A 21,026-nucleotide genomic window follows, 5' to 3' on the forward strand; every position below is an offset into this window, starting at 1 on the left:
GCAGCGGCCCGCGGCGCGCCGGGCGGACGGCCCGGCGCGCTGCGCGGCTAGCCGCCGAGCGCCTCGGTGAGCAGCGCGACGAGCGCGCTGTGCTGGATGTCGGCCGAGTCCACGACCTCGCTGTCGTCGCCGTCGAGGGCACGGGCGGCGAGGCCGGCCTTGCTGTCGATGAGCTCGGCGATCTTCGTGTCGATCGTCTGGGCCGCGATGACGCGCCACGCGGTGACGGGCTCCTCCTGGCCGATGCGGTGCACGCGGTCGATCGCCTGGGTCTGCTCGGCGTCCGTCCACGACAGCTCGGCGAGCACGACGTTGGAGGCGACCTGCAGGTTGAGGCCGACGCCCGCCGCGGTGAGCGAGCACACGACGATCTCGACCTCGGGGTCGTCGACGAACGCGTCGATCTGACGCTGGCGCACGGCCGGCGTCTGGTCGCCGCGGATCGAGGCGTACTTGATGCCCCGCTTCGCGAACGTCTGCTCGGCGGTGTCCATCACGTCGATGTGCTTCGCGAAGAAGACGACCTTGCCGACGTTGCGGGCCAGCTGAGCGGTGTAGTCGGCCGCGAGGCCGGCCTTCGCCTGCCCGATGCGGCGCACCATGCTGAAGACGTTCTCGCCGCTGCTCGAGCTGCTGGCGTCCTCCAGCTCCCACTTCGCCACCTGGCGCACGAGGTCGTGGTCGATGCCCTCGACCCTGGCTCCGGAGGTGCGGGCCGCGAGGGCGGAGCGGTACCGGCTGACGAGACGGCGGGCCAGCTCGCGCTCGGCCTCGCGGATCGACCGGCCGGCCTCGTCGTCGAGCTCGACCGGGAGGTCGGCGACGCGACGGGCGGGGATGTCGGCGGCCACGTCGACCTTGCGGCGACGGACGATGCCGAGGTCGATGACGATCTCGCGGGCGGACGGGAAGAAGCCCGGGTCTGCGGGGGTGAGCCCCGCCTCCTCCAGCTGCTCCATGAGCTCGGCGGCCGGCTTCTTGTCGCCGATCCAGCCGAGGAACTGCCAGATCGCCCGGAAGTCCTCGATGTCGTTGATCAGCGGCGTGCCGGTCAGGGCCATCAGGAGGGGGTGCGCGGTGCGGGCGCGGATGCGCTCGGAGAGCTGCAGCACGTGCCGTGACCGCTGCGACTCCTTGTTCTTGATGAAGTGGGCCTCGTCGACGATCATGCCTTTGAAGCCGAGGTCGCCGAGCCAGCCGACGTGCCGGTCGAGCACCTCGTAGTTGACGATCACGACGTCGGCGAACGCGTCGAGGGTGTCGCCGTCGCCGTGGATGACGGTGGCGGTGCGGGTCGGGGTCCAGAGCTGGACCTCGCGGGCCCAGTTGGTCTTGACCACGTTCGGCACGACGACGAGCAGCGGGTAGGCCCCGGCGGCCTGCGCGGCGAGGAGCGACTGGGCGGTCTTGCCGAGGCCCGGCTCGTCGGCGAGCAGGTAGGTGCGGTGGCCCTGGCGGGCGGACTCGACGAGCTGCGCCTGGTGGTGCATGAGCGTCGCGCCGGCGGGGGCGTCGACCGTGCTGGGCTCGGGCAGCGGCATGCACGCCGAGCCACCGCCGGCGCCGTACTCGAACGCCTTGAACAGGGGCCCGAAGAGCTCCCAGTTGGCGAGGCGCACGGGGTGCACCTCGCGCGAGACCTCGGCGAGCGAGAAGTCGGGCGGCAGGAACGGGTTCGCCAGCTGGCGCGAGACGACCGACTGCGGCACGACCTGGCGCTCGGAGACGGGGGCGACGGGTGCGGCCTCACGCACGACGACCTGCTCCTCCGGGGCGAGCTCCATGCCCGCGGAGAGCTGCATGTCGCGCTTCAGCGCCCTGGCGCTCTCGGAGACGACGGCGTCCTCGCCGAGGAGGGCGATCAGCGACGTGTCGCGCGCGGCCGTCTTGGCGAGGATCTGCGCGACGCCGTCGAGGCGCTTCATCTGCTCGGCGCGCTCGCCGTCGGTGATGGCCTTGTCGACCTTCACCCGGGCGCGCTCCTCGCGCATCAGCAGGGCGATGACCTGGAACTTCGTGCGGCTGGAGGGCTTGACCTGCCCCCGCTGGGCCGCGGCCTCGACCTCGCGCACGGCGCGGGCGAGCACGGGGATGAGCCCGTCGTTGTCGACCTCGCGGCGACGGTGCGGACGCTGGGCGGTGCGGGTGCCGCCGGATCGGTTCTGGCCTGGTCGAGCCAAGGCTCCTCCTCGTGGTCGACGGTCACGTCGACGGTGCTGTGTCGTCGATGCGACGACGGGTGCTGCACCGGCCGACCCGCGGTGTGCGGGGGCCGGGACCGCGCACCGCGGCGATCGGGGCTGATCGCGGTCGATCTGGTGCGGCACGGGCGTACGACTGGGACGTGCGGGAGCGGACGGCCCGGAGGCCAGGCCCTCGCCCGGGGCACCGTCGCGCGAGGCGGGCCTCGAGGGCCGGCACGACGCTCAGATCTGCGCCTGTCGATCGGTCGGGGCACCGTGTCGGAGCCGACACGGACGGTGCTGCGCGCCACTTTACGCGGTCGACGGGGCCGGGCGCCACCTGCGCCGGGGCGTGTCCGCCGCTCAGACGGCGGCGACGGGGCGCGGCCAGAGCGTGCCGGAGGCGGCGCCCAGCAGCTGCACCGCCTTGCGGCGGCCGCTGTCGGTGCCGAGCGTCGCCTGCCCGCCCGCGTGCGCGAGCAGCTGTGACGCCACGGCGGGCGCGAGGCGGTCGGCGATCGCGGGCGCCTTCCCGACCCAGGTGCGGCTCACCTCGTCGGCGAGCCGCTCGCACGCACGGGCCTCGGCCTCGTCGCCGTTGCCGCGGTGCCACTGGCCGGTGACGACGAGGTGGGCGACGAGCGCGCCCGCGTCGCGCGCCGGGTGCCCCTGCCCGGCGGTGTCGATGTCGAGCAGGCCCGTGACGCGCCACGGCTCGGCCGGGTGCACGAAGAGCTGCTCGAGGTGCAGGTCGCCGTGGATCACGCGCCGCGGGTCGCCGGCCCAGGAGGCGCGGCGCCGGTCGATCTCGTCGTAGAGGCCGTCGATCTCGGCGGCGCGCTCGGGGAGGGCGCTGCGGAGCGTCGCGCGGTGCCACGCGCCGTGGTCGAGGGCGTCGGACTGCGCGCTCGACGTCACGTCGACCCGGGCGGTGCGGACGCCGAGCTCGACCACCTGCGCGACGAACCGCGGGTCGTCGGCCAGCTCGAGGACCTTCTGCCCGGCCGGCACGCCCGGCACGCGCTCGAGCACCAGGAGGCCGTCGGCCCGGGAGGCGAGCACCCGGGGCACCGGCAGCCCCTGAGCCCGGAAGGCGGCGTGCAGCGCGACGATCGGCGCGACCCGGTCGGGGCGGATCACCTTGAGGAAGAGCGTCGTCTCGGCGCTGTCGAGGCGGATGACGGCGCGCTTGCCGGGCCGGTACGCCGCGACGGCGAGCGTCGGCGCGGTGACCTCGATGCCGAGGGCGGCGAGCGACTCCTCGACGCGGTCGGGGTAGGTCACCCCGGCGAGCGCCGGCAGCAGCGGGTCGGCCGGGTAGGCCCACACGGCGAGGGGCTGGCCCGTGCCGGGGTCGGTGGTCAGCACGCTCGACGCGTCGGCGCCCGTGACGTCGGTGTCGATGAAGGTCAGGACGGTCGCGGTGACGCCCGCCGCGTCGACGGTGTCGACCTCGTAGCCGTAGAGGAACCCGTGGCCCGACGGCTCGACCGAGTGGGGGCGGAAGGCCACGACGGTGACCCCGGAGCCCTCGAAGGCCGCGGGGAGCACCTCAGCGGAGTTCGGCCACACGCGTCCATCAAAGCGCGTCGGAGGCGCGGCGGGCGCCAGGCGGGCCCGTCACGTCGCCACGGTGACCTGATCGTGATCTGCCGAGGCCTGGCTACGCTGGCCGCATGAGGATCGTCTCGCGGGTGCGCCAGACGAAGCGCACTCCCCTGCTGCAGGTGGTGAAGACCAGCGTCGCCGTCGTCGTGGCCTGGTTCGCGTCGATCGCGCTGGTGCAGCAGCCCCTGCCGATCTTCGCGGCCATCGCGGCCCTGCTCGTCGTGCTGCCCAGCGTCAACCAGTCGTTCGTGCGCGGGCTGGAGCGCAGCGTGGGCGTGATCGCGGGCGTCGTGATCGCCTACGGCGCGGGCCAGCTGCTCGGCGACGGCAGCGGCGTGGTGCTCGGCATCGTCGTGGTCAGCCTGCTCGTCTCCTGGGCGCTCCGCCTGACCCCGAGCTCGGCGAACCAGGTGCCCATCTCGGCGATGCTCGTGCTCGCCATCGGGGCGCAGACCCCCGACTACGCGCTCGACCGCATCGTCGAGACGATCATCGGGGCCGTCGTCGCGCTCGCCGTCAACGCGCTGGTCGTGCCGCCGGTGCTGCTCGCGCCGGCGCACCTGGCCGTGGGCCGCCTGGCGCGCGGCCTGGCCGGCGTGCTCGACGACCTCGCGGGCGTGCTCGAGGCGCCGACGGCGCCCGACGGCGTCTCGGCCGTGCTCACCCGGGCCCGCGACCTGCGCGACCTGCAGGCGCGGGCCGCCGCGGCCGTCACCGCCGGCGAGGAGAGCCTGATGCTCAACCCGCGGGCCAGCCGACAGCGCACGGTGCTGCAGGCCGACGCCGCGCTGCTCGTGCGGCTCACCGTGCTCGTCAACCGCGTCGTCGGCATGACGCGGTCGGTGCGCGACAACTACGAGCCCGAGCTGGCCGACGACCCGGTGGTCGAGGAGATCTCGGTCGAGCTGCGACGCGCCGCCCACGACGTGCGCCTGCTCGCCCGCGACGTCGAGGGCGTCCGGGCGACGCCGGCGGCGGGCACGGCCCCCGCCGCACCCGGGGGCCCCGACGACGCGCCCGCCCTCACCGCCCCGGTGCAGGTGCTCCGCCCCGACCCCGTGCACTGGGTGCTCGTGGGCTCCCTGCTCGAGGACATCCGCCGGGTGCGCGAGGAGATCATCGGTGCCTGACCCCGGCCGCGCGCCCTCGGCGTACGCGCCCTTCGGTCTCGACGACGACCCCGCGGCGCTCGGGCTCGCCCGACTGGTCGTCCCCACCCCCGACGGCGCGGTGCTCGTGCACCACCGGCGAGCAGACCCCGCCGACCCGGCCGACCCCGTGACGATCCTGCTGCACGGCGCGGCGGGCTCGTGGACGACCTGGACCCCGTACCTCCGCGCCGCCGCCGAGGCCGGCCGCCCCGTCGCGACCCCCGTGCTCGTCGACCTGCCGGGCTGGGGAGGGTCGCCCGCGCCGACGCCCGCCCTCGACGTCGACGCCGCCGCCCGGGTCGTCCTCGCGGTGGCCGACGCCGTCGGGGCCGAGCGGTTCGAGCTCGTCGGGCACTCCCTCGGCGCCCTCGTCGCCCTGCACGTCGCGGCGACGAGCCCGGGGAGGGTCACGCGGCTGGGGCTCGTCTCGCCGACGACCTTCTCGGCGCTCGAGGCCGCCGCACGCCCGTGGAGCGGGGTGCGGCGGCTGCCGGCCCTGGTGCTGCTGCGGGGCGTGTTCACGGTGCTGCCCCGCGCCTCCTCGGTGCTCCTCCGGGCCGCGGCCCGCGTCGGGCTGCTCACGGCGCTGGCGTCGCCGGTGTTCCGGCACGCCCGGCGGGTGCCGCGGTCGGTGCGGGAGGCGTTCGTCGCGGAGGTGCGACCGGTCGCCTTCGTCGTCGCCACGCGGTCCGCCCCGGGGTACGACACGGGTGCCTGGTCGGCCTACCGCGGGCCGGCCTCGGCCGTGGCGGGCGCCGACGACGCCTTCGCGGAGCTCGACGACCTCGTGCGCCTGCGGGCGGTGCTGCCGCAGTGCCGCACGACGCTGCTGCCCGAGTGCGGGCACTTCGCACACGTCGAGTGGCCCACCGCGACGGTCGACGCGCTCGCCTGACCGCGGGGCGGACCGGACGGCGCCCGCCCCGGTGCCTCGGTCAGCCCGCGTCGTGCGCCGCGGCGTCGGGCCAGTGCTCGACCGCGGCGACCACCATGTCGATGCACTCGGGGTTCCCGAGCGGACGGAAGTGGCCGTCGACGGGGAACGTCACGTTCGTCGCCCCGGGCAGGACGCTGCCCTCGGTCACGTGCGCGTCGAAGCCGGACGCCATCGAGGTGATGCGCGAGTTGGCCTCGAGCTGGTCGGCCAGGCGCAGCAGGTCGGCGTCGCGGGGCGAGAAGGCCTTGAGCGTCCGGTTCGGCAGGTACAGCGACCAGCGCGTGCCCGAGAAGGGGCTGTTCACGGTCACCATCCGGGCGAGGCGGCCGTCGCGGTCGGTGGAGACCATCATCGTCTTGCCGATCAGGCCGCCCTTGCTGTGCGCGAGCACGACCACGTCGCGCAGGTCGTGCGCGTCGACGATGCGCTGGGCGACGGTCGCGGTGGCGGCGATGGGCCGCCGGTTGTGGCCCATGCCCGGCACGACGACGATCGGGTGCCCGAGCTCGTGGAGGCGCTCGGCGATCGGGCGGAGGAACCGCCAGGTCTCGTAGACGCCCGGCAGGAGCAGCACGGGGGCGCGGTCGCCGCGGCGCCAGTCGGCCGGGACGCGGCGGGCGGACCGGGGCACGAGGTGCACGCGGACGACGTAGGGGTAGTCGAAGAGCAGCGTGCGGACGAAGCGCCGGAGGCCGAGCCGACGGTGCCCCTCGCCGCGGGTGGGAGTGGAGCTCATGGGGTCGACGGTAGGCGCAGGGAGTCGCCCCCGCCCGGAGTGCCGCCCCCTAGGCCACGCGGGAGGACAGGCCCTGGTCGCCCGCCGCCCCGGAGGCGCCGACCAGCGGCCAGCCCTCGGGCCAGGCCACGCACTCCACCGCCTCGATCGAGACGCGGAGCGCGTGCTCCCACTTCGTGCAGATGCCCGCCCACGGCGGGGGGAAGGCGAGCGCGTCGTGCAGGAGCGACAGCGCGGCCTCGCCCCACCCGGCCCGCGCCGCCGCGTTGGCCGCGTCGGGCAGGGCGCCGACGACGTACCGGACGACGAGCACGCGGTGCTCCCACGTCATCTCGTCGATCGCGTCGAACGCGCCCCAGGCGCTGTCGATCTCGCGCCGCAGGCGAGCGATCTCGTCGGAGTCGAACCCCGGTGTGCCGTTGATCATGCTGAGCCCCCCTCAGAGCAGATCGCCCGCCCCTCGGGGCGGCCGAGCGACGTCGCGGTCGCTCCCCGGAACATACCACCCGGACGGTACCCACCGGTATCCAGACGCGCCTCCGCGCACGTCCGGTCTGTCCCCCGCTGCCTGGACCCGGGCCGAGGGCGACGGTCTACCGTGCACCACGCACCCACCGGTGCGACGACTCCGCACTGACCCACGACGAACGGGAGAACCATGTTCCAGGGATCCGACACTCTCCGCGAGAACCTCCAGAAGGTCCTCGTCGACCTCATCGAGCTGCACATCCAGGGCAAGCAGGCCCACTGGAACCTCCTCGGCTCGAACTTCCGCGACCTCCACCTGCAGCTCGACGAGATCGTCGACGCGGCCCGCGAGTTCTCCGACGAGGTCGCCGAGCGCATGCGCGCCGTCTACCTCATCCCGGACGGCCGCTCGAACGTCGTCTCCGGCGGCACGAGCCTCCCGCAGTTCCCCGAGGGGCCGGTCGAGACGACCGCCGTCGTCGACCTGATCGTCGACCGCATGTACGCCGCGACCGACACCATCCGCACCGTGCACGACGACATCGACGACGAGGACCCGACGACGGCCGACGTGCTGCACGGCATCCTCGAGCGCCTCGAGCAGCTGGCCTGGATGACCGGCGCCGAGAACCGCCACCCGCAGCGCGACGCCGCCGACGCCGGCACCCGTCAGCGCGACGAGGAGGCGGCCGAGGAGGGCCTCGACCGCGTCGGCGCCATCGCCAACTAGCACCGCCTCCGCCCGTGGCACCACGGGCGCACACCGACTGGGCACCGCCCCGGAGATCCCCTACGCGACCTCCGGTGCGGTGCCCTCGCCACGACCAGGAGACGACCTTGACCGACACCACCACCCCCGACGGCGACGTCACCGCAGCCGCTCCCGTCACCGAGGCCTTCGACCACGTCGTCGTCGGCGGCGGCATGACCGCCGACGCCGCCGCGACGGCGATCCACGAGGCCGACCCCGAGGCGACCGTCCTCGTGGTCAGCGACGACGTCGACGAGCCCTACACCCGCCCCGCGTTGTCGAAGAAGCTCTGGATCGACCCCGACTACACCGAGGCCGACAACGACCTGGGCACCCGCGAGGCCTCGGGGGCCGAGATCCGCCTCCGCACCTCGGTGACCGCCGTCGACCGCGAGCACCGCACCGTGACGACCAGCGACGGGCGGACGGTGTCGTGGGGGCGCCTCCTCCTGGCCACGGGCGGCTCGCCGACGCGTCTGGACCTGCCCGAGGACGACCGCGTGGTCCACTTCCGCACGGCCGCCGACTACCGCCGCCTGCGGGCGCTCTCCGGCGACGGTCGCCGGGTCGTCGTCGTCGGCGGCGGCTACATCGGCACCGAGCTCGCCGCGGCGCTCGTGCAGAACGACACGCGCGTGACCCTCGTCACGCCGGACGACGTGCTCGGCGGCTCGGTGTTCCCCGCCGCCGTCGCCGCGCGCTTCCAGGCCGCCTTCGAGGAGGCGGGCGTCACCCTGGTGACGGGGCGTCGCGTCGAGGGCGGCACGGCCTCCGAGGCCGGGCTCGTGGTCAGGCTCGACGACGGCTCGACGCTCGACGCTGACGCCGTCGCGGTGGGCCTCGGCATCACGCCGTCGACGGAGCTGGCCGAGGCCGCGGGCCTGGAGGTCGAGGACGGCGTCGTCGTCGACGCCTCGCTGCGCACCTCCGACCCGGACGTCTTCGCCGCCGGTGACGTCGCCTCCTACCCCGACCGCATCCTGGGCCGCCGCCGCGTCGAGCACGTCGACAACGCCAAGGAGCAGGGCGCTCTCGTCGGCCGCGTCATGGCGGGCTCGGCCGAGGAGTACGACCACACGCCGTACTACTACTCGAAGGTCCTCGACATCTCGTACGAGGCCGTCGGCACGCTCGACGCGTCGCTCGAGACCGTCGTCGACGACGAGGGCGACGAGTCGACCGTCGTGTACTACCTCACGGACGGCGCGGTGGTCGGCGTGCTGCTCTGGAACGTCGAGGACGCCCGCGACGCCGCCCGGGCCGTGCTCGCCGAGGGCACGGCCGTCGACCGGGACGGGCTCGTGGGCCGGATCTGAGCCGGAGCGGCCTCAGCCGCGCGGGCCGAAGAGGAACGGCGCCCGCCCGGCCCGGTCGAGGTCGAGGGCGAACACCCCGCCGCTCAGGGGGTGCTCGGCGAGCTGCGCCTCGTCGAGCCCCTCGCGGGCGGAGAGCACGAAGAGGGTCCGCAGGTCGGCGCCCCCGAAGCCGATGCCCGTGAGCAGCGGCACGGGGAACTCGACGCGCTCGAGCACCTCCCCGTCGCGGTCGAGGTGGACGACCACGCTCTCGCCGTGCACGGCGCCCCAGAACTCGCCCCGCTCGTCGCGGGCGAGCCCGTCGTGCGAGCCGCCCGTCGAGAACGGCTCCAGCTCGCCGAGGGCGCCGTCGGCGCCCCACGAGGCCCGGTAGATGGTCTCGCGGTCGGTGTCGGTGAGGAAGATCTCGGAGCCGTCGTCGTTCCACTCGAAGCCGTTGGTGGTCGTGAAGTCGTCGCGCAGCGTCGTGACGTCGCCGTCGGGGCCGACGCGCCAGAGGCCCGCGACGGGCTCGCCGTCCGGGTCCATGGCGCCGACCACGAAGGCGCCGAACGGGTCGCACTTGCCCTCGTTGAGCCGCATGCCCTCCTTGGCGAGCTCGATCGTCGCGAGCACCTGGAGCGATCCGCCGTCGTCGTCGGTGAGGACGACCTGGTCCTCGAGGGCCGCCACGAGCCCGCCGCCGCGTCGTCGCTGGAAGCTCGGGAGGGGCGGGTCGACCGGCAGGGAGCGGTCTCGGAGACCGTCGGCGGAGGTGCGGTGCAGCAGCCCGGGGGTGATGTCGGTCCAGACGAGCTCCTGCGCGTCGACGTCCCACACGGGGCTCTCGCCGAGCGTCGCCCGGGCGTCGAGGAAGAGTCGGGGGCGAGGCGTGGCGCTGTCGGTCATCCCTCCCGTGTACGCGCCCGACCTGGCCACCCGCTCCTCCCCAGGGGTACGCGACGGCCCCCAGCACACAGCCTCCTGCGAGCGCCGAGCGCGAGGAGGCGCGGGAGAGCACCGTAGGAGGGGTGACCGACACCCTCGAGAGCGTCCACGAGACGACCGACTCCTTCCGCGACGAGCCCGACGCCTGGCAGGCGCCCGACCCCCGGGAGGACGGCTACGTCGCCCTGCGCTCCTACGGTGCCATCGGCGACGGCCGCACCGTCGCCCTCGTCGCCCGCGACGGGCAGATCGACTGGCTGCCGATGCCGTCCCTCTTCACCGACCCCGTGTTCAGCGGCATCGTCGACTCCCGCACCGGCGGGCGCGTCGAGCTGCGACCGGTCGACGACGACTTCACCGTGCAGCGGGCCTACGTGCCCGGCACCAACGTGCTGCGCACGCGCTTCCGCACCTCCACCGGCATCGTCGAGGTGACCGACGCCCTCATCACGGGCGTGGCCGGCCGGCTGCCCTGGAGCGAGCTGGCCCGTCGCGTCGACGGCCTGCGGGGCCGCGTCGAGATGCGCTGGGCCGTCGTGCCGGGCAACTCGTTCGGCACGCACCCGATCCGCCGCGTCGACACCCCGCACGGGCCGGTGCTGCGCGCCGCCGACATCAACCTGGCCCTCGTGGGCTTCGAGCACGGCCGCACCGACCCGACCGAGCCCGGCCACGGCGACGAGGCCGACGGCCCGCTCGAGTTCCGCGGGTCGTTCACCACGTCGCCCGGCTCGCGCTCGCTGCTCTGCCTCTGCGGCGTCGACGACGAGCCCCTGCACCTGCCCGACCCGCGGGTGGTCGACCAGGGCGTCGACCGCACGATCGAGAACTGGGAGAACTGGTCGACGGAGTTCAGCTGGGACGGCCCGTGGGCGAAGGCGGTGCACCGCAGCGCGCTCGCCCTCAAGCTGCTGATCTTCAGCCCCACCGGCGCGATCGCGGCCGCGGCGACGACGGCCCTGCCCGAGAACTTCACGGGCGACAAGAACTGGGACTACCGCTTCGCGTGGGTGCGCGACCTCGCCTACACGGTGAACGCGCTGCTGCGCTTCGGCCTCCGCGAAGAGACCCACGGTGCCGTCTCCTGGATGCTCAAGGCGCTCAAGGCGAACGGGCGCGAGATGCACATCTTCCTGCGCCTCGACGGCTCGGTGCCCGACGGCACCCACGAGACCGGCTCCGAGGGCTGGCGCGGCATCGGCCCGGTCTACAAGGGCAACCCCGCCGGCGAGCAGCTGCAGCTCGGCGTCTTCGCCGACATCCTCGCCGTGATGAGCCAGTACGCGGAGGGCGGCAACATCCTCGACGAGTCGACCGCCGACCTGCTGGCCGGCTTCGCCGACGACGCGTGCCGTCGCTGGCAGGAGAAGGACAGCGGCATGTGGGAGCTGCCGGAGGAGCAGCACTACGTGAGCAGCAAGATGGGCTGCTGGCAGGCCATCACCTCGGCCCTCGAGCTCGCGGAGCAGGGGCAGATGCACCCCGACCCCGACGACCTCGAGCACTGGAAGGCGAACCGCGACCTCATCGTCGAGTGGATCGACGAGCACGGCTGGTCGGAGGAGCGCGGCGCGTACCTGATGTACCCGGGCAGCGACGCGATCGACGCCTCGGTGCTGCTGCACGCGCCGAGCGGGTTCGACCGCGGCGAGCGCATGTCGCGCACCATCGACGCCCTGCGCGACGAGCTCGGCGCCGGCCCGCTGCTCTTCCGCTACAGCGACGTCGCGGAGGAGGAGGGCACGTTCGTGGCCTGCGCCTTCTGGCTCGCGGGCGCCCTCGCCTGCGTCGGCCGCGTCGACGAGGCCGTCGAGCTCATGGACCAGCTCGTCGAGCAGTCGAACGACCTCGGGCTCTTCACCGAGATGATCAGCGCCGACGACGGGCAGTTCCTCGGCAACATGCCGCAGGGCCTGAGCCACCTCGCCCTGGTCAACGCCGCGATCACCATCGACGAGATGCGTCGCGCGCGCGGCGAGGACGTCGACGACGCCTCGGACGACCGGGCCGACGAGGCCAGCCGCGAGCAGTAGCGGAACCGACACCGGCAGCACCGCCACCAGCAGCACCGACCCACCGCCAGGAGGAGAACCGATGAGCGACCACAGCGCGTCCCCCGCCGCCCCCGCGAGCCCCGCCACGCCCGACGAGCTCGAGCTCGTCGACGCGTGGTGGCGGGCGGCCAACTACCTGACGGTGGGCCAGATCTACCTCCGGGAGAACGCGCTGCTGACGCGCCCGATCGCGCGCGACGACATCAAGCCGCGCCTGCTCGGGCACTGGGGCACCTCTCCCGCGCTGAGCCTCGTCTACGCACACCTCAACCGGGTCATCCGCCGCGACGACCGCGACCTGCTCTACGTCTGCGGCCCCGGCCACGGCGGGCCCGCGATGGTCGCGAACACCTGGCTCGAGGGCACCTACAGCGAACTCTTCCCGGACGTCAGCCTCGACGCGACGGGCATGGAGCGGCTCTTCCGGCAGTTCAGCTCCCCCGGCGGCATCCCCTCCCACGCCGCGCCGGAGACGCCGGGCTCGATCAACGAGGGCGGTGAGCTCGGCTACTCGCTGAGCCACGCCTACGGCGCCGTGCTCGACGACCCCGACCTCGTCGCCGTGTGCGTGATCGGCGACGGCGAGGCCGAGACGGGCCCGCTGGCGACCAGCTGGCACGCGAACAAGCTGCTCGACGCCGTCCACGACGGCGCCGTGCTGCCGATCCTCAACCTCAACGGCTACAAGATCGCCAACCCGACGATCCTCGCGCGCATCCCCGAGGGCGAGCTGCTCGAGCTGTTCCGCGGCTACGGCTACCAGCCGATCGTCGTCTCGGGCGGTTTCGACGGCGAGGACCCGATGGTGGTGCACCGCCAGATGGCGGCGGCGCTCGACGAGTCCTTCCGGCGCATCGACGAGATCCAGCGGGAGGCGCGCTCCGGCGACGGCGTCGAGCGCCCGCGCTGGCCCATGATCGTCCTGCGCAGCCCCAAGGGCTGGACGGGCCCGAGGGAGGTCGACGGGAAGAAGGTCGAGGGCACCTGGCGTGCCCACCAGGTGCCGCTGAGCGGGGTCCGCGAGAACGACGAGCACCGGGAGCAGCTCGACGCCTGGATGCGCTCGTACGGCGCGGAGGGGCTCTTCGACGAGTCGGGGGCGCCGGCCGCGTTCCTCGACGCGCTGCGCCCCCGGGGCGAGAAGCGGATGAGCGCGATCCCGGTCTCGAACGGCGGCCTCGTGCGCCGTGACCTGTCGCTCACCGACCACCGCGCGCACGCCGTGGAGACGAGCGACGACCGCCGCACCACCGCCGAGGCGACCCGCGTGCTCGGCCGCTGGCTGGCCGACGTCGTCCGTGACAACCCCGAGACCTTCCGGCTCTTCGGGCCCGACGAGACGGTGTCCAACCGCCTCGACCCGGTGTTCGACGTCACCGACCGGGTCTGGGCCGCCGACATCGAGGCGGACGACGAGCACGTCGCGCGGAGCGGCCGTGTGATGGAGGTGCTCAGCGAGCACCTCCTGCACGGCCTGATGGAGGGCTACCTGCTCACGGGGCGCCACGGCCTGCTCAACACCTACGAGGCGTTCGTGCACATCGTCGACTCGATGTTCAACCAGCACGCCAAGTGGCTCGAGAGCGCCGCCGAGATCGAGTGGCGCGCCCCGATCTCGGGCTTCACCTACCTGCTCTCGTCGCACGTCTGGCGACAGGACCACAACGGCTTCTCGCACCAGGACCCGGGCTTCCTCGACGTGGTCGTCAACAAGCAGGCGCACCTCGTGCGGATCTACCTCGCGCCCGACGCGAACACGCTGCTGGCCGTGGCCGACCACGCCCTCCGCACCACCGACGTCGTGAACGTCATCGTGGCGGGCAAGCAGGAGGCGCCCGCGTGGCTCTCCCTGGAGGAGGCGGAGGCGCACGTCGCCGCCGGGGCCGGCATCTGGGAGTGGGCGGGCACGGAGGGCACGCCGGTCGAGGGGGTCGACCCCGACGTCGTGCTCGCGTGCGCCGGCGACGTGCCCACGCTGGAGACCGTCGCCGCCGCCGACATCCTGAAGGAGCGACTCCCCCAGCTCGTCACACGGGTCGTGAACGTCGTGGACCTGATGCGCCTGCAGGACGTGCGGGAGCACTCGCACGGGCTCACGAGCGACGACTTCGACGCGCTGTTCACGACCTCGGCGCCGGTCGTCTTCGACTTCCACGGCTACCCGTCGCTCGTGCACCAGCTGACCTACCGGCGCACGAACCACGACTCGCTGCACGTGCGCGGGTTCCAGGAGAAGGGCACGACCACGACGCCCTTCGACATGGCGATGCTCAACGACATCGACAGGTTCCGGCTCGTGCTCGACGTGCTGCACCGCGTGCCCGGCCTCGCCGACGAGCACCCCGAGCTCGTCGCCGAGTTCGAGGCGAAGCGCGAGGAGGCGCGGGCCTACGCCTACGAGCACGGCGAGGACCTGCCCGAGGTCGTCGAGTGGGAGTTCGGCCGCTAGCGGCCCGGGGCGCGCGGGTCGCGGGCGCCCCTGACCCGGGCTCCGCTCAGAGCTGACGCACCAGTGCCGGGATCCTCTCGCGGAACGGGAAGAAGCCGCGGGCGGCGTGGGGCCAGGCGGTGCCGTCCCACCGGCGGCGGACCGTCACGAGGGCGATGCCCTCGGCGTCGAGCACGGGGCGCAGCGCCTCCAGTCGCTCAGCGACGGGCCCGACCGGGGCGAACGGCACGACGACCGTGTCGAGGCCCTCGGCCCTCGCCCAGCTCAGCACCGTCGCGGGCGCCGCGTCGGCGAGGACCCGGGCCGGGCGCGCGCTCGCGTCCAGCGTGCGCGCCGCGGCGTCGGCCACGGCCCCGGCCGTGAAGGCGGCGACGACGGGTGAGACCCCCGAGGGGGACCGCGCACCGGCGTCGGCGCTCACGGCCGTGGCCAGGAGCGTGTGGACGAGGTCGGGCCGCTCGGCGAGCAGGCTGCCGGCCTCGAGGTCCTCCTCGTGCAGCAGCAGTCCGACCCGGTCGCCGACCCGCCCCACGACGTCGTCCGGGTCGACGGGGGTCCGGGCCGGCAGCGCCTCCTCGTCGAGGGCGCGGGCCGTCGTGGCCAGGCCGGCCGGCGAGAAGCGGCCGTCGGTGAACCGCGAAATGTTCGAGGCCGTCGCGAGGTACGTCTTGCCCCGCGTCTGCAGCCCGGCGACCCAGCGCCACGAGAGCGTGTTCGAGGCGGCGTCGCCGTCGAGCAGGTGCCGGTGGAAGAAGTCGGCGCCGAGCTGCCAGGGCAGGCCGAGCGTGAACACCCAGATGCTCGCGAACCACATGCGCGTGTGGTTGTGGAGGTAGCCGGTGTCGATCAGTTCGCGCACCCAGGCGTCCATCGCCTCGATGCCCGACCGCCCCTCGACGGCGTCGCTGTGGCCCGGGGGGAGGTCACCCGCCGTGAGCTCGGCGACGTCGTGACGGTACCGCCGCCAGACCTCGGGGTTCTGCTCCAGCCACCCCTTCCAGTACGTGCGCCAGAACACCTCCTGGACGAACTTCTCGGCGGCCCCGAGGCTGGTGTGGGCCAGGACGGCCTCCACGACCTCCTGCTCGGTCACGAGGCGGTGGCGCAGGTACGGCGACAGCCCCGAGACGTTGCTGCGGGAGGGCCCGTCGTCGTGGTTGCGGTCTCGGGCGTAGGCGGCGCCGGCGCGGGGGACGAAGTCCTCCAGCGCGTCGAGGCCGGCGGCTCTGGTGGGGGTGGGCACCGGCCCATCATGCGCCCCACGGGGTGGACGACGCCGGGGCGGCGGGACAGCGCGGCCGACGCGGCGTACGGTCACGGGCATGCCGAAGGACGAGACACCCCCGCAGCTGAAGAACCCGGACATGTACGAGGCCCTGCGCGAGGAGGGGAACTCGAAGGAGAAGTCGGCGCGCATCTCCAACGCCGCCGCGCAGAAGGGGCGCAGCGAGGAGGAGGTCGCGGCGAAGGGCGGCCGGTCGGGGTCGTACGACGACTGGACCGTCGACGACCTCCGCGGCCGCGCGAGGGAGCTGGGGCTCAGCGGGTACAGCGACCTCAAGAAGGACGAGCTGATCGAGATGCTGCGCGACCACTGAGGTCGCGGCGACGGCCCCGACGGGTCAGCTGGCCTTCTTCGTCGCCGCGGTCTTCTTCGCGGGCTCCTTCTTCGCCGGAGCCTTCTTCGCGGGCTCCTTCTTCGCCGGAGCCTTCTTCGCGGGCTCCTTCTTCGCGGGCGCCTTCTTCGCCGCCGCCTTCTTCGCCGCCGCCTTCTCGGCCGGGGCCTTCCCGCTCGCCGACCCCGCGCCTCCGGTGCGCTTCTTCGCAGGGGCGCGTGACGACCCCGCCGACCGGCTGCGCTCGACCGACTGGCGCAGCGCCTCCATCAGGTCGATGACCTCGCCGTCCGACCCGCCGTCGCCCTCCTCGTCGTCGTCGCCGCTGCGGCCGAAGGTCGCGTTGGTGTCGAGCGACTCGCCCTCCTCGAGCTTGGCGTCGATGAGCTTGCGCAGCTCCTCCTGGTAGTCGTCCTCGAACTGCGACGGGTCGAAGTCGTCGCCGAGCGACTCGACGAGCGAGCCCGACATGTCGAGCTCCTTCGAGCTGATCCGCACCGTCTGGTCGAGCACCGGGAAGCGCGCCTCGCGCACCTCGTCGTCCCAGAGCAGCGTCTGCAGCATCAGCACGTCGCCGCGCACGCGCAGGGCGGCGAGGCGGGTCTTCTGGCGCAGCGAGAAGTGCACGATCGCGGTGCGCTCGGTCTCCTCCAGCGTGCGCCGCAGCAGCACGTAGGCCTTGGGTGACGACGAGTCCGGCTCGAGGAAGTAGCTGCGGTCGAACATGATCGGGTCGAGCTGGTCGCTCGGCACGAACTCGAGCACGTCGATCTCGCGCGAGCGCTCCTCGGGCAGCGACTTCAGGTCGTCCTCCGTCAGCACGACCGTGCGGTCGCCGTCGTCGAAGGCCTTGTCGATGTGCTCGTAGTCGACGACCTTGCCGCAGATCTCGCAGCGTCGCTGGTAGCGGATCCGCCCGCCGTCGGCGTCGTGCACCTGGTGCAGCGAGACGTCATGGTCCTCCGTGGCGCTGTAGAGCTTCACGGGCACGTTGACGAGCCCGAACGTGATCGCGCCCTTCCAGATCGATCGCATGGGGTCATCATGCCTCCGAACGCACCCCGAACGACCGGGTTCGGGGTACAACGGCCGAGCACGGGGAGGCGTGCGGGAGCACGGTGGACCGCATGAGCCAGTACGACAAGAAGAACCCCGTCGACCTCTACCCCGTCCCGCCCTTCCCCGAGCAGGAGCAGTCGCTGCCGGGCGAGGCGCGGCGGATGGACCCGAAGCCCGACCACGGCGAGACCAGCTACGTCGGCAAGGACCGCCTCGTCGGCTACCGCGGCGTCGTCACCGGCGCCGACTCGGGCATCGGCCGCGCCGCCGCCATCGCGCTCAGCCGCGAGGGCGCCGACCTCGTGCTCAGCTACCTGCCCGACGAGCAGGCCGACGCCGAGGAGGTGCGCGACCTGCTCGAGGGCGAGGGCCGGAAGGCCGTGCTCTTCCCCGGCGACATCAGCGACGAGCAGTACTGCCACGACCTCGTGTCGAAGGCCGTCGAGGAGCTCGGCGGCCTCGACACGCTCGTGATGGTGGCCGGGCACCAGGAGAGCCACGAGGACATCCTCGAGATGACGACCGAGGGCATCGACCAGACGATCAAGACCAACGTCTACTCGCTCTTCTGGCTGACGCAGGCGGCGCTGCCGCACCTCGAGCCCGGCTCGGCGATCGTCACCACCGGGTCGATCCAGGGCACGCAGCCCTCCCCCGACAAGCTCGACTACGCCCTGACCAAGGGCGCCATCGGCGTGTTCACGGCGGGCCTCGCCCAGCAGCTCGCGCCGAAGGGCATCCGCGTCAACCAGGTCTCGCCCGGCCCGATCTGGACCCCGCTGCAGCCCGCCTCGCAGGACGCCGAGACCGTCTCCGAGTTCGGCATGCAGGCCCCGTACGGCCGCCCCGGCCAGCCCGCCGAGCTCGGTGCGGCGTACGTGCACCTCGTCAGCCCCGAGTCGAGCTACACGAGCGGCGCGACCATCACGATCGCGGGCGGCACCCCGGCCGTCTGACCGGCACCGCGCCTCCTGCCGGCCCGCCGTCCGCCCGTCGGACGGCGGGCCGCTCCGTGCCCGACGCGGCGCGGAGCGGGTAGAACGAGACCACCAGCCACGGACGACACGAGGAGGCGCGCCATGGGCCCGAAGGGACGCGGCGAGCGCGTGCAGGTCGGCGGCCACACGCTGCAGCTCAGCAACCTCGACAAGGTGCTGTACCCCGCCACGGGCACGACCAAGGGCGACGTGCTCGGCTACTACGCCGCCGTCGCCGAGTGGATGCTGCCGCACGTCGAGGGCCGCCCGGCCACCCGGAAGCGCTGGGTGAACGGCGTCGACGGTCCGGTCTTCTTCGAGAAGAACCTGCCCGACTCGGCGCCGGAGTGGGTGGCGCGTCACGAGATCCAGCACAGCGACCACGCCAACACGTACCCGCTCGTCAACGACCTCGCGACGCTGACCTGGCTCGGCCAGGTCGCCGCGCTCGAGGTGCACGTGCCGCAGTGGCGGTTCGGCCCGCGCGGCGCGCCGCGGAACCCCGACCGGCTCGTGCTCGACCTCGACCCGGGCGAGGGCGTCGGCCTCGCCGAGTGCGTCGAGGTCGCGCAGCTGCTGCGGCCGCTCCTCGAGGGCATGGGCCTCGAGCTCGTGCCGGTCACGAGCGGCAGCAAGGGGGTCCACCTCTACGCGCGGCTCGACGGCCGGCAGACGAGCGCCCAGGTCAGCGACGTCGCCCACGAGCTCGCCCGGGCCGTCGAGGCCGACCACCCCGACCTCGTGATCAGCACGATGGGCAAGGCCGACCGCCGCGGCAAGGTGCTGCTCGACTGGTCGCAGAACAACGGGAACAAGACCACCGTCGCGCCGTACTCGCTGCGCGGGCGCGAGCGGCCGACGGTCGCGACGCCGCGCACCTGGCGCGAGCTGGCGTCGAGGCAGCTGCGGCAGCTGGAGTACCCCGAGGTGCTGGCGCGCCTGCGGCGACGCGGTGACCCGCTGGCCGACGTGTCGAGCGGCACCCCCGTGCCGCCGGCGCGCTGGAGCTCAGAGGATCGCGAAGCGATCCCGCGACGCCAGCGCCGAGTGAGCGGAGCGAGCTCGGTTGATCAGCACGACGACATGCGCAACACCGAGTCGCCCGAGCACGATCCGTCGGGCGACGGCGAGACCCGCCAGCGCCACGACAGGCTCGCGACGTACCGCTCGATGCGCGACCCCGCGAAGACGCGCGAGCCCGTGCCCGCCGAGGCGCCGCCGACGAGCGACGGCCGCAGCTTCGTCATCCAGGAGCACCACGCGAGCCGCCTGCACTGGGACTTCCGCCTCGAGCACGACGGCGTGCTCGTCAGCTGGGCGCTGCCGAAGGGCGAGCCCGACGACCCCGGCCAGAACCACCTCGCCGTCCAGACCGAGGACCACCCGCTCGAGTACGGCACCTTCGAGGGCACGATCGCGAAGGGCGAGTACGGCGCGGGCGAGGTCACCATCTGGGACTCCGGCACGTACGAGCTCGAGAAGTGGCGGGAGGGCAAGGAGGTCATCGCGGTGCTGCACGGCGAGCAGCGCGGCAGCCGGCGGGTCGCCCTCATCCACACCGGGCACGGCGGCGGGTCTTCGGAGAAGAACTGGCTGATCCACCGCATGGCCGACGACGCGGGCGGTGGGGGCGCCGACGGGCACGGCGGCCACGGAGGCCACGGCGGGCACGGCTCGACGGGGGTCGCCGCAGGGAAGAAGAAGAAGGGCCGGACGGTGATCGGCTCGGGGGCCGGCAGCGGCTCCGCCCGCTCGACCCGCGACTCCTCGGGGTCGTCGCCCTCGTCGAGCGCCCGCGGCGACGCGGGCGACCTCGAGCCCGTCTCCCCCATGCTCGCCGTCGCCGGCACCGCGGCCGACGTCGACGACGACTGGGCCTACGAGATGAAGTGGGACGGCATCCGCGCGGTCGCCGTCGTCCAGGGCGACAGCGTCACCCTGACCAGCCGCAACGGGAACGACCTCACCCCCGCCTACCCCGAGCTGCAGGCGCTCGCCGCCCTCGTCGACAGCGAGGGAGGCGCGGTGCTCGACGGCGAGGTCGTGGCCGTCGACGAGACCGGTCGCCCCGACTTCGGCCTGCTGCAGACGCGGATGGGCCTGACGAAGCCGCGCGAGGTGGAGGCCGCGGCGAAGGGCGCGCCCGTGCGGTACCTGCTCTTCGACGTGCTGCACGCCGAGGGCAGGTCGCTCGTGCGACGCACGTACGACGAGCGCCGCGAGGTGCTCGAGCGCGTGGTGCGGCCGGAGGGCGCGGTCGACGTGCCGGTCGTCTTCGACGGCGACCTGGAGGCGGCGATGCGGACGTCGCAGCGCCTCCGGCTGGAGGGGGTCGTGGCGAAGCGCCGCGACGCGGCCTACAGCCCCGGCCGGCGCTCGCGGGCCTGGATCAAGATGAAGCACCACGCGACCCAGGAGGTGGTGATCGCCGGGTGGCGGCCCGGCAACGGTCGCCGCGCCTCCGGGGTGGGCTCGCTGCTGATGGGCGTGCCGGGCGACGACGGGCTGACGTACGTCGGGCGCGTCGGCACCGGGTTCCGCGACCGCGACCTCGACGAGCTGCTCACCGAGTTCCGCCGCGTCGAGAGGAAGACCAGCCCGCTCGTCGGCGTGCCGGCGGCCGACGCCCGCGACGCCCACTGGATCACGCCGTCGCGCGTCGGCGAGGTGTCGTTCGCGGAGTGGACGTCGACCGGGCGGCTGCGGCAGCCGTCGTGGCGCGGCTGGCGACCCGACAAGTCGCCGGGCGACGTGGTGCGCGAGAGCTGAGCCGCGCCTCCCCGCCGCGGGGAGG

16 protein-coding genes are annotated in these 21,026 nt (G+C 73.7%); 9 read left to right on the forward strand and 7 right to left on the reverse strand.

Annotated features, from left to right (window positions below):
• Nucleotides 1–47: 47 nt before the first annotated feature.
• On the reverse strand, nucleotides 48–2,180 hold the full coding sequence (locus F1C15_RS03715) for a DEAD/DEAH box helicase (protein WP_056056309.1): 2,133 nt from the start codon (nucleotides 2,178–2,180) through the stop codon (nucleotides 48–50).
• Nucleotides 2,181–2,546: 366 nt separating this feature from the next.
• On the reverse strand, nucleotides 2,547–3,755 hold the full coding sequence (locus F1C15_RS03720) for a phosphotransferase family protein (RefSeq protein ID WP_056056311.1): 1,209 nt from the start codon (nucleotides 3,753–3,755) through the stop codon (nucleotides 2,547–2,549).
• A 104-nt stretch (nucleotides 3,756–3,859) separates the two neighbouring features.
• Between F1C15_RS03720 and F1C15_RS03725 the strand changes: the two genes are divergently transcribed.
• Both F1C15_RS03725 and F1C15_RS03730 read left to right on the forward strand, forming a co-directional pair.
• Nucleotides 3,860–4,921, forward strand: coding sequence for an aromatic acid exporter family protein (locus F1C15_RS03725; protein ID WP_056056313.1), 1,062 nt, complete (start codon nucleotides 3,860–3,862; stop codon nucleotides 4,919–4,921).
• Entirely contained in the window at nucleotides 4,914–5,837 is a 924-nt protein-coding gene (locus F1C15_RS03730) for an alpha/beta fold hydrolase (protein WP_185233027.1), read from the forward strand. Before F1C15_RS03725 ends, F1C15_RS03730 begins: the two co-directional genes overlap by 8 nt.
• Nucleotides 5,838–5,877: 40 nt before the next feature.
• Here F1C15_RS03730 and F1C15_RS03735 read toward each other — a convergent pair whose 3' ends face one another.
• Both F1C15_RS03735 and F1C15_RS03740 read right to left on the reverse strand, forming a co-directional pair.
• Nucleotides 5,878–6,615 carry a triacylglycerol lipase gene (locus tag F1C15_RS03735; RefSeq protein WP_185233029.1) on the reverse strand — a complete coding sequence of 246 codons (738 nt, stop codon included), beginning with the start codon at nucleotides 6,613–6,615 and terminating at the stop codon, nucleotides 5,878–5,880.
• A gap of 49 nt (nucleotides 6,616–6,664) precedes the next feature.
• Nucleotides 6,665–7,042 (reverse strand): hypothetical protein, encoded by a 378-nt coding sequence (locus tag F1C15_RS03740; protein WP_185233031.1) that lies wholly within the window; start codon nucleotides 7,040–7,042, stop codon nucleotides 6,665–6,667.
• 231 nt (nucleotides 7,043–7,273) lie between these two features.
• On the opposite strand from F1C15_RS03740, the gene F1C15_RS03745 reads away from it, so the two are divergent.
• Nucleotides 7,274–7,813 carry a Dps family protein gene (locus F1C15_RS03745; RefSeq protein ID WP_082514502.1) on the forward strand — a complete coding sequence of 180 codons (540 nt, stop codon included), beginning with the start codon at nucleotides 7,274–7,276 and terminating at the stop codon, nucleotides 7,811–7,813.
• Nucleotides 7,814–7,920: 107 nt separating this feature from the next.
• Complete coding sequence (locus F1C15_RS03750) at nucleotides 7,921–9,150, forward strand: NAD(P)/FAD-dependent oxidoreductase (protein ID WP_255465477.1); 1,230 nt, start codon at nucleotides 7,921–7,923, stop codon at nucleotides 9,148–9,150.
• Between the two features lie 12 nt (nucleotides 9,151–9,162).
• Here the strand turns inward: F1C15_RS03750 and F1C15_RS03755 are convergent, their stop codons facing one another.
• Nucleotides 9,163–10,038, reverse strand: coding sequence for an SMP-30/gluconolactonase/LRE family protein (locus F1C15_RS03755; RefSeq protein WP_185233033.1), 876 nt, complete (start codon nucleotides 10,036–10,038; stop codon nucleotides 9,163–9,165).
• Nucleotides 10,039–10,160: 122 nt separating this feature from the next.
• Between F1C15_RS03755 and F1C15_RS03760 the strand changes: the two genes are divergently transcribed.
• Nucleotides 10,161–12,110 (forward strand): glycoside hydrolase family 15 protein, encoded by a 1,950-nt coding sequence (locus F1C15_RS03760; RefSeq protein ID WP_185233035.1) that lies wholly within the window; start codon nucleotides 10,161–10,163, stop codon nucleotides 12,108–12,110.
• A gap of 61 nt (nucleotides 12,111–12,171) precedes the next feature.
• The gene (locus F1C15_RS03765) at nucleotides 12,172–14,580 is read left to right on the forward strand and encodes a phosphoketolase (protein WP_185233037.1); all 2,409 of its coding nucleotides are present in this window, start codon (nucleotides 12,172–12,174) and stop codon (nucleotides 14,578–14,580) included.
• Nucleotides 14,581–14,626: 46 nt separating this feature from the next.
• Here F1C15_RS03765 and F1C15_RS03770 read toward each other — a convergent pair whose 3' ends face one another.
• A complete protein-coding gene (locus F1C15_RS03770; protein WP_219731566.1) occupies nucleotides 14,627–15,823 on the reverse strand; it encodes an FAD-binding domain-containing protein in 1,197 nt (398 codons plus the stop codon).
• 79 nt (nucleotides 15,824–15,902) lie between these two features.
• Between F1C15_RS03770 and F1C15_RS03775 the strand changes: the two genes are divergently transcribed.
• A complete protein-coding gene (locus F1C15_RS03775; RefSeq protein ID WP_185233040.1) occupies nucleotides 15,903–16,178 on the forward strand; it encodes a Rho termination factor N-terminal domain-containing protein in 276 nt (91 codons plus the stop codon).
• A 24-nt stretch (nucleotides 16,179–16,202) separates the two neighbouring features.
• On the opposite strand, the gene F1C15_RS03780 is transcribed toward F1C15_RS03775, so the two are convergent.
• On the reverse strand, nucleotides 16,203–17,231 hold the full coding sequence (locus F1C15_RS03780; RefSeq protein ID WP_185233041.1) for a Ku protein: 1,029 nt from the start codon (nucleotides 17,229–17,231) through the stop codon (nucleotides 16,203–16,205).
• 92 nt (nucleotides 17,232–17,323) lie between these two features.
• Between F1C15_RS03780 and F1C15_RS03785 the strand changes: the two genes are divergently transcribed.
• Both F1C15_RS03785 and F1C15_RS03790 read left to right on the forward strand, forming a co-directional pair.
• On the forward strand, nucleotides 17,324–18,211 hold the full coding sequence (locus tag F1C15_RS03785) for an SDR family oxidoreductase (protein ID WP_185233042.1): 888 nt from the start codon (nucleotides 17,324–17,326) through the stop codon (nucleotides 18,209–18,211).
• Between the two features lie 123 nt (nucleotides 18,212–18,334).
• Nucleotides 18,335–21,001, forward strand: coding sequence for an ATP-dependent DNA ligase (locus F1C15_RS03790; RefSeq protein ID WP_185233043.1), 2,667 nt, complete (start codon nucleotides 18,335–18,337; stop codon nucleotides 20,999–21,001).
• The last annotated feature ends 25 nt before the right edge of the window (nucleotides 21,002–21,026 follow it).

The sequence above is a fragment of the Frigoribacterium sp. NBH87 genome (assembly GCF_014217665.1).
In the GTDB taxonomy this organism is placed as follows: domain Bacteria; phylum Actinomycetota; class Actinomycetes; order Actinomycetales; family Microbacteriaceae; genus Frigoribacterium; species Frigoribacterium endophyticum.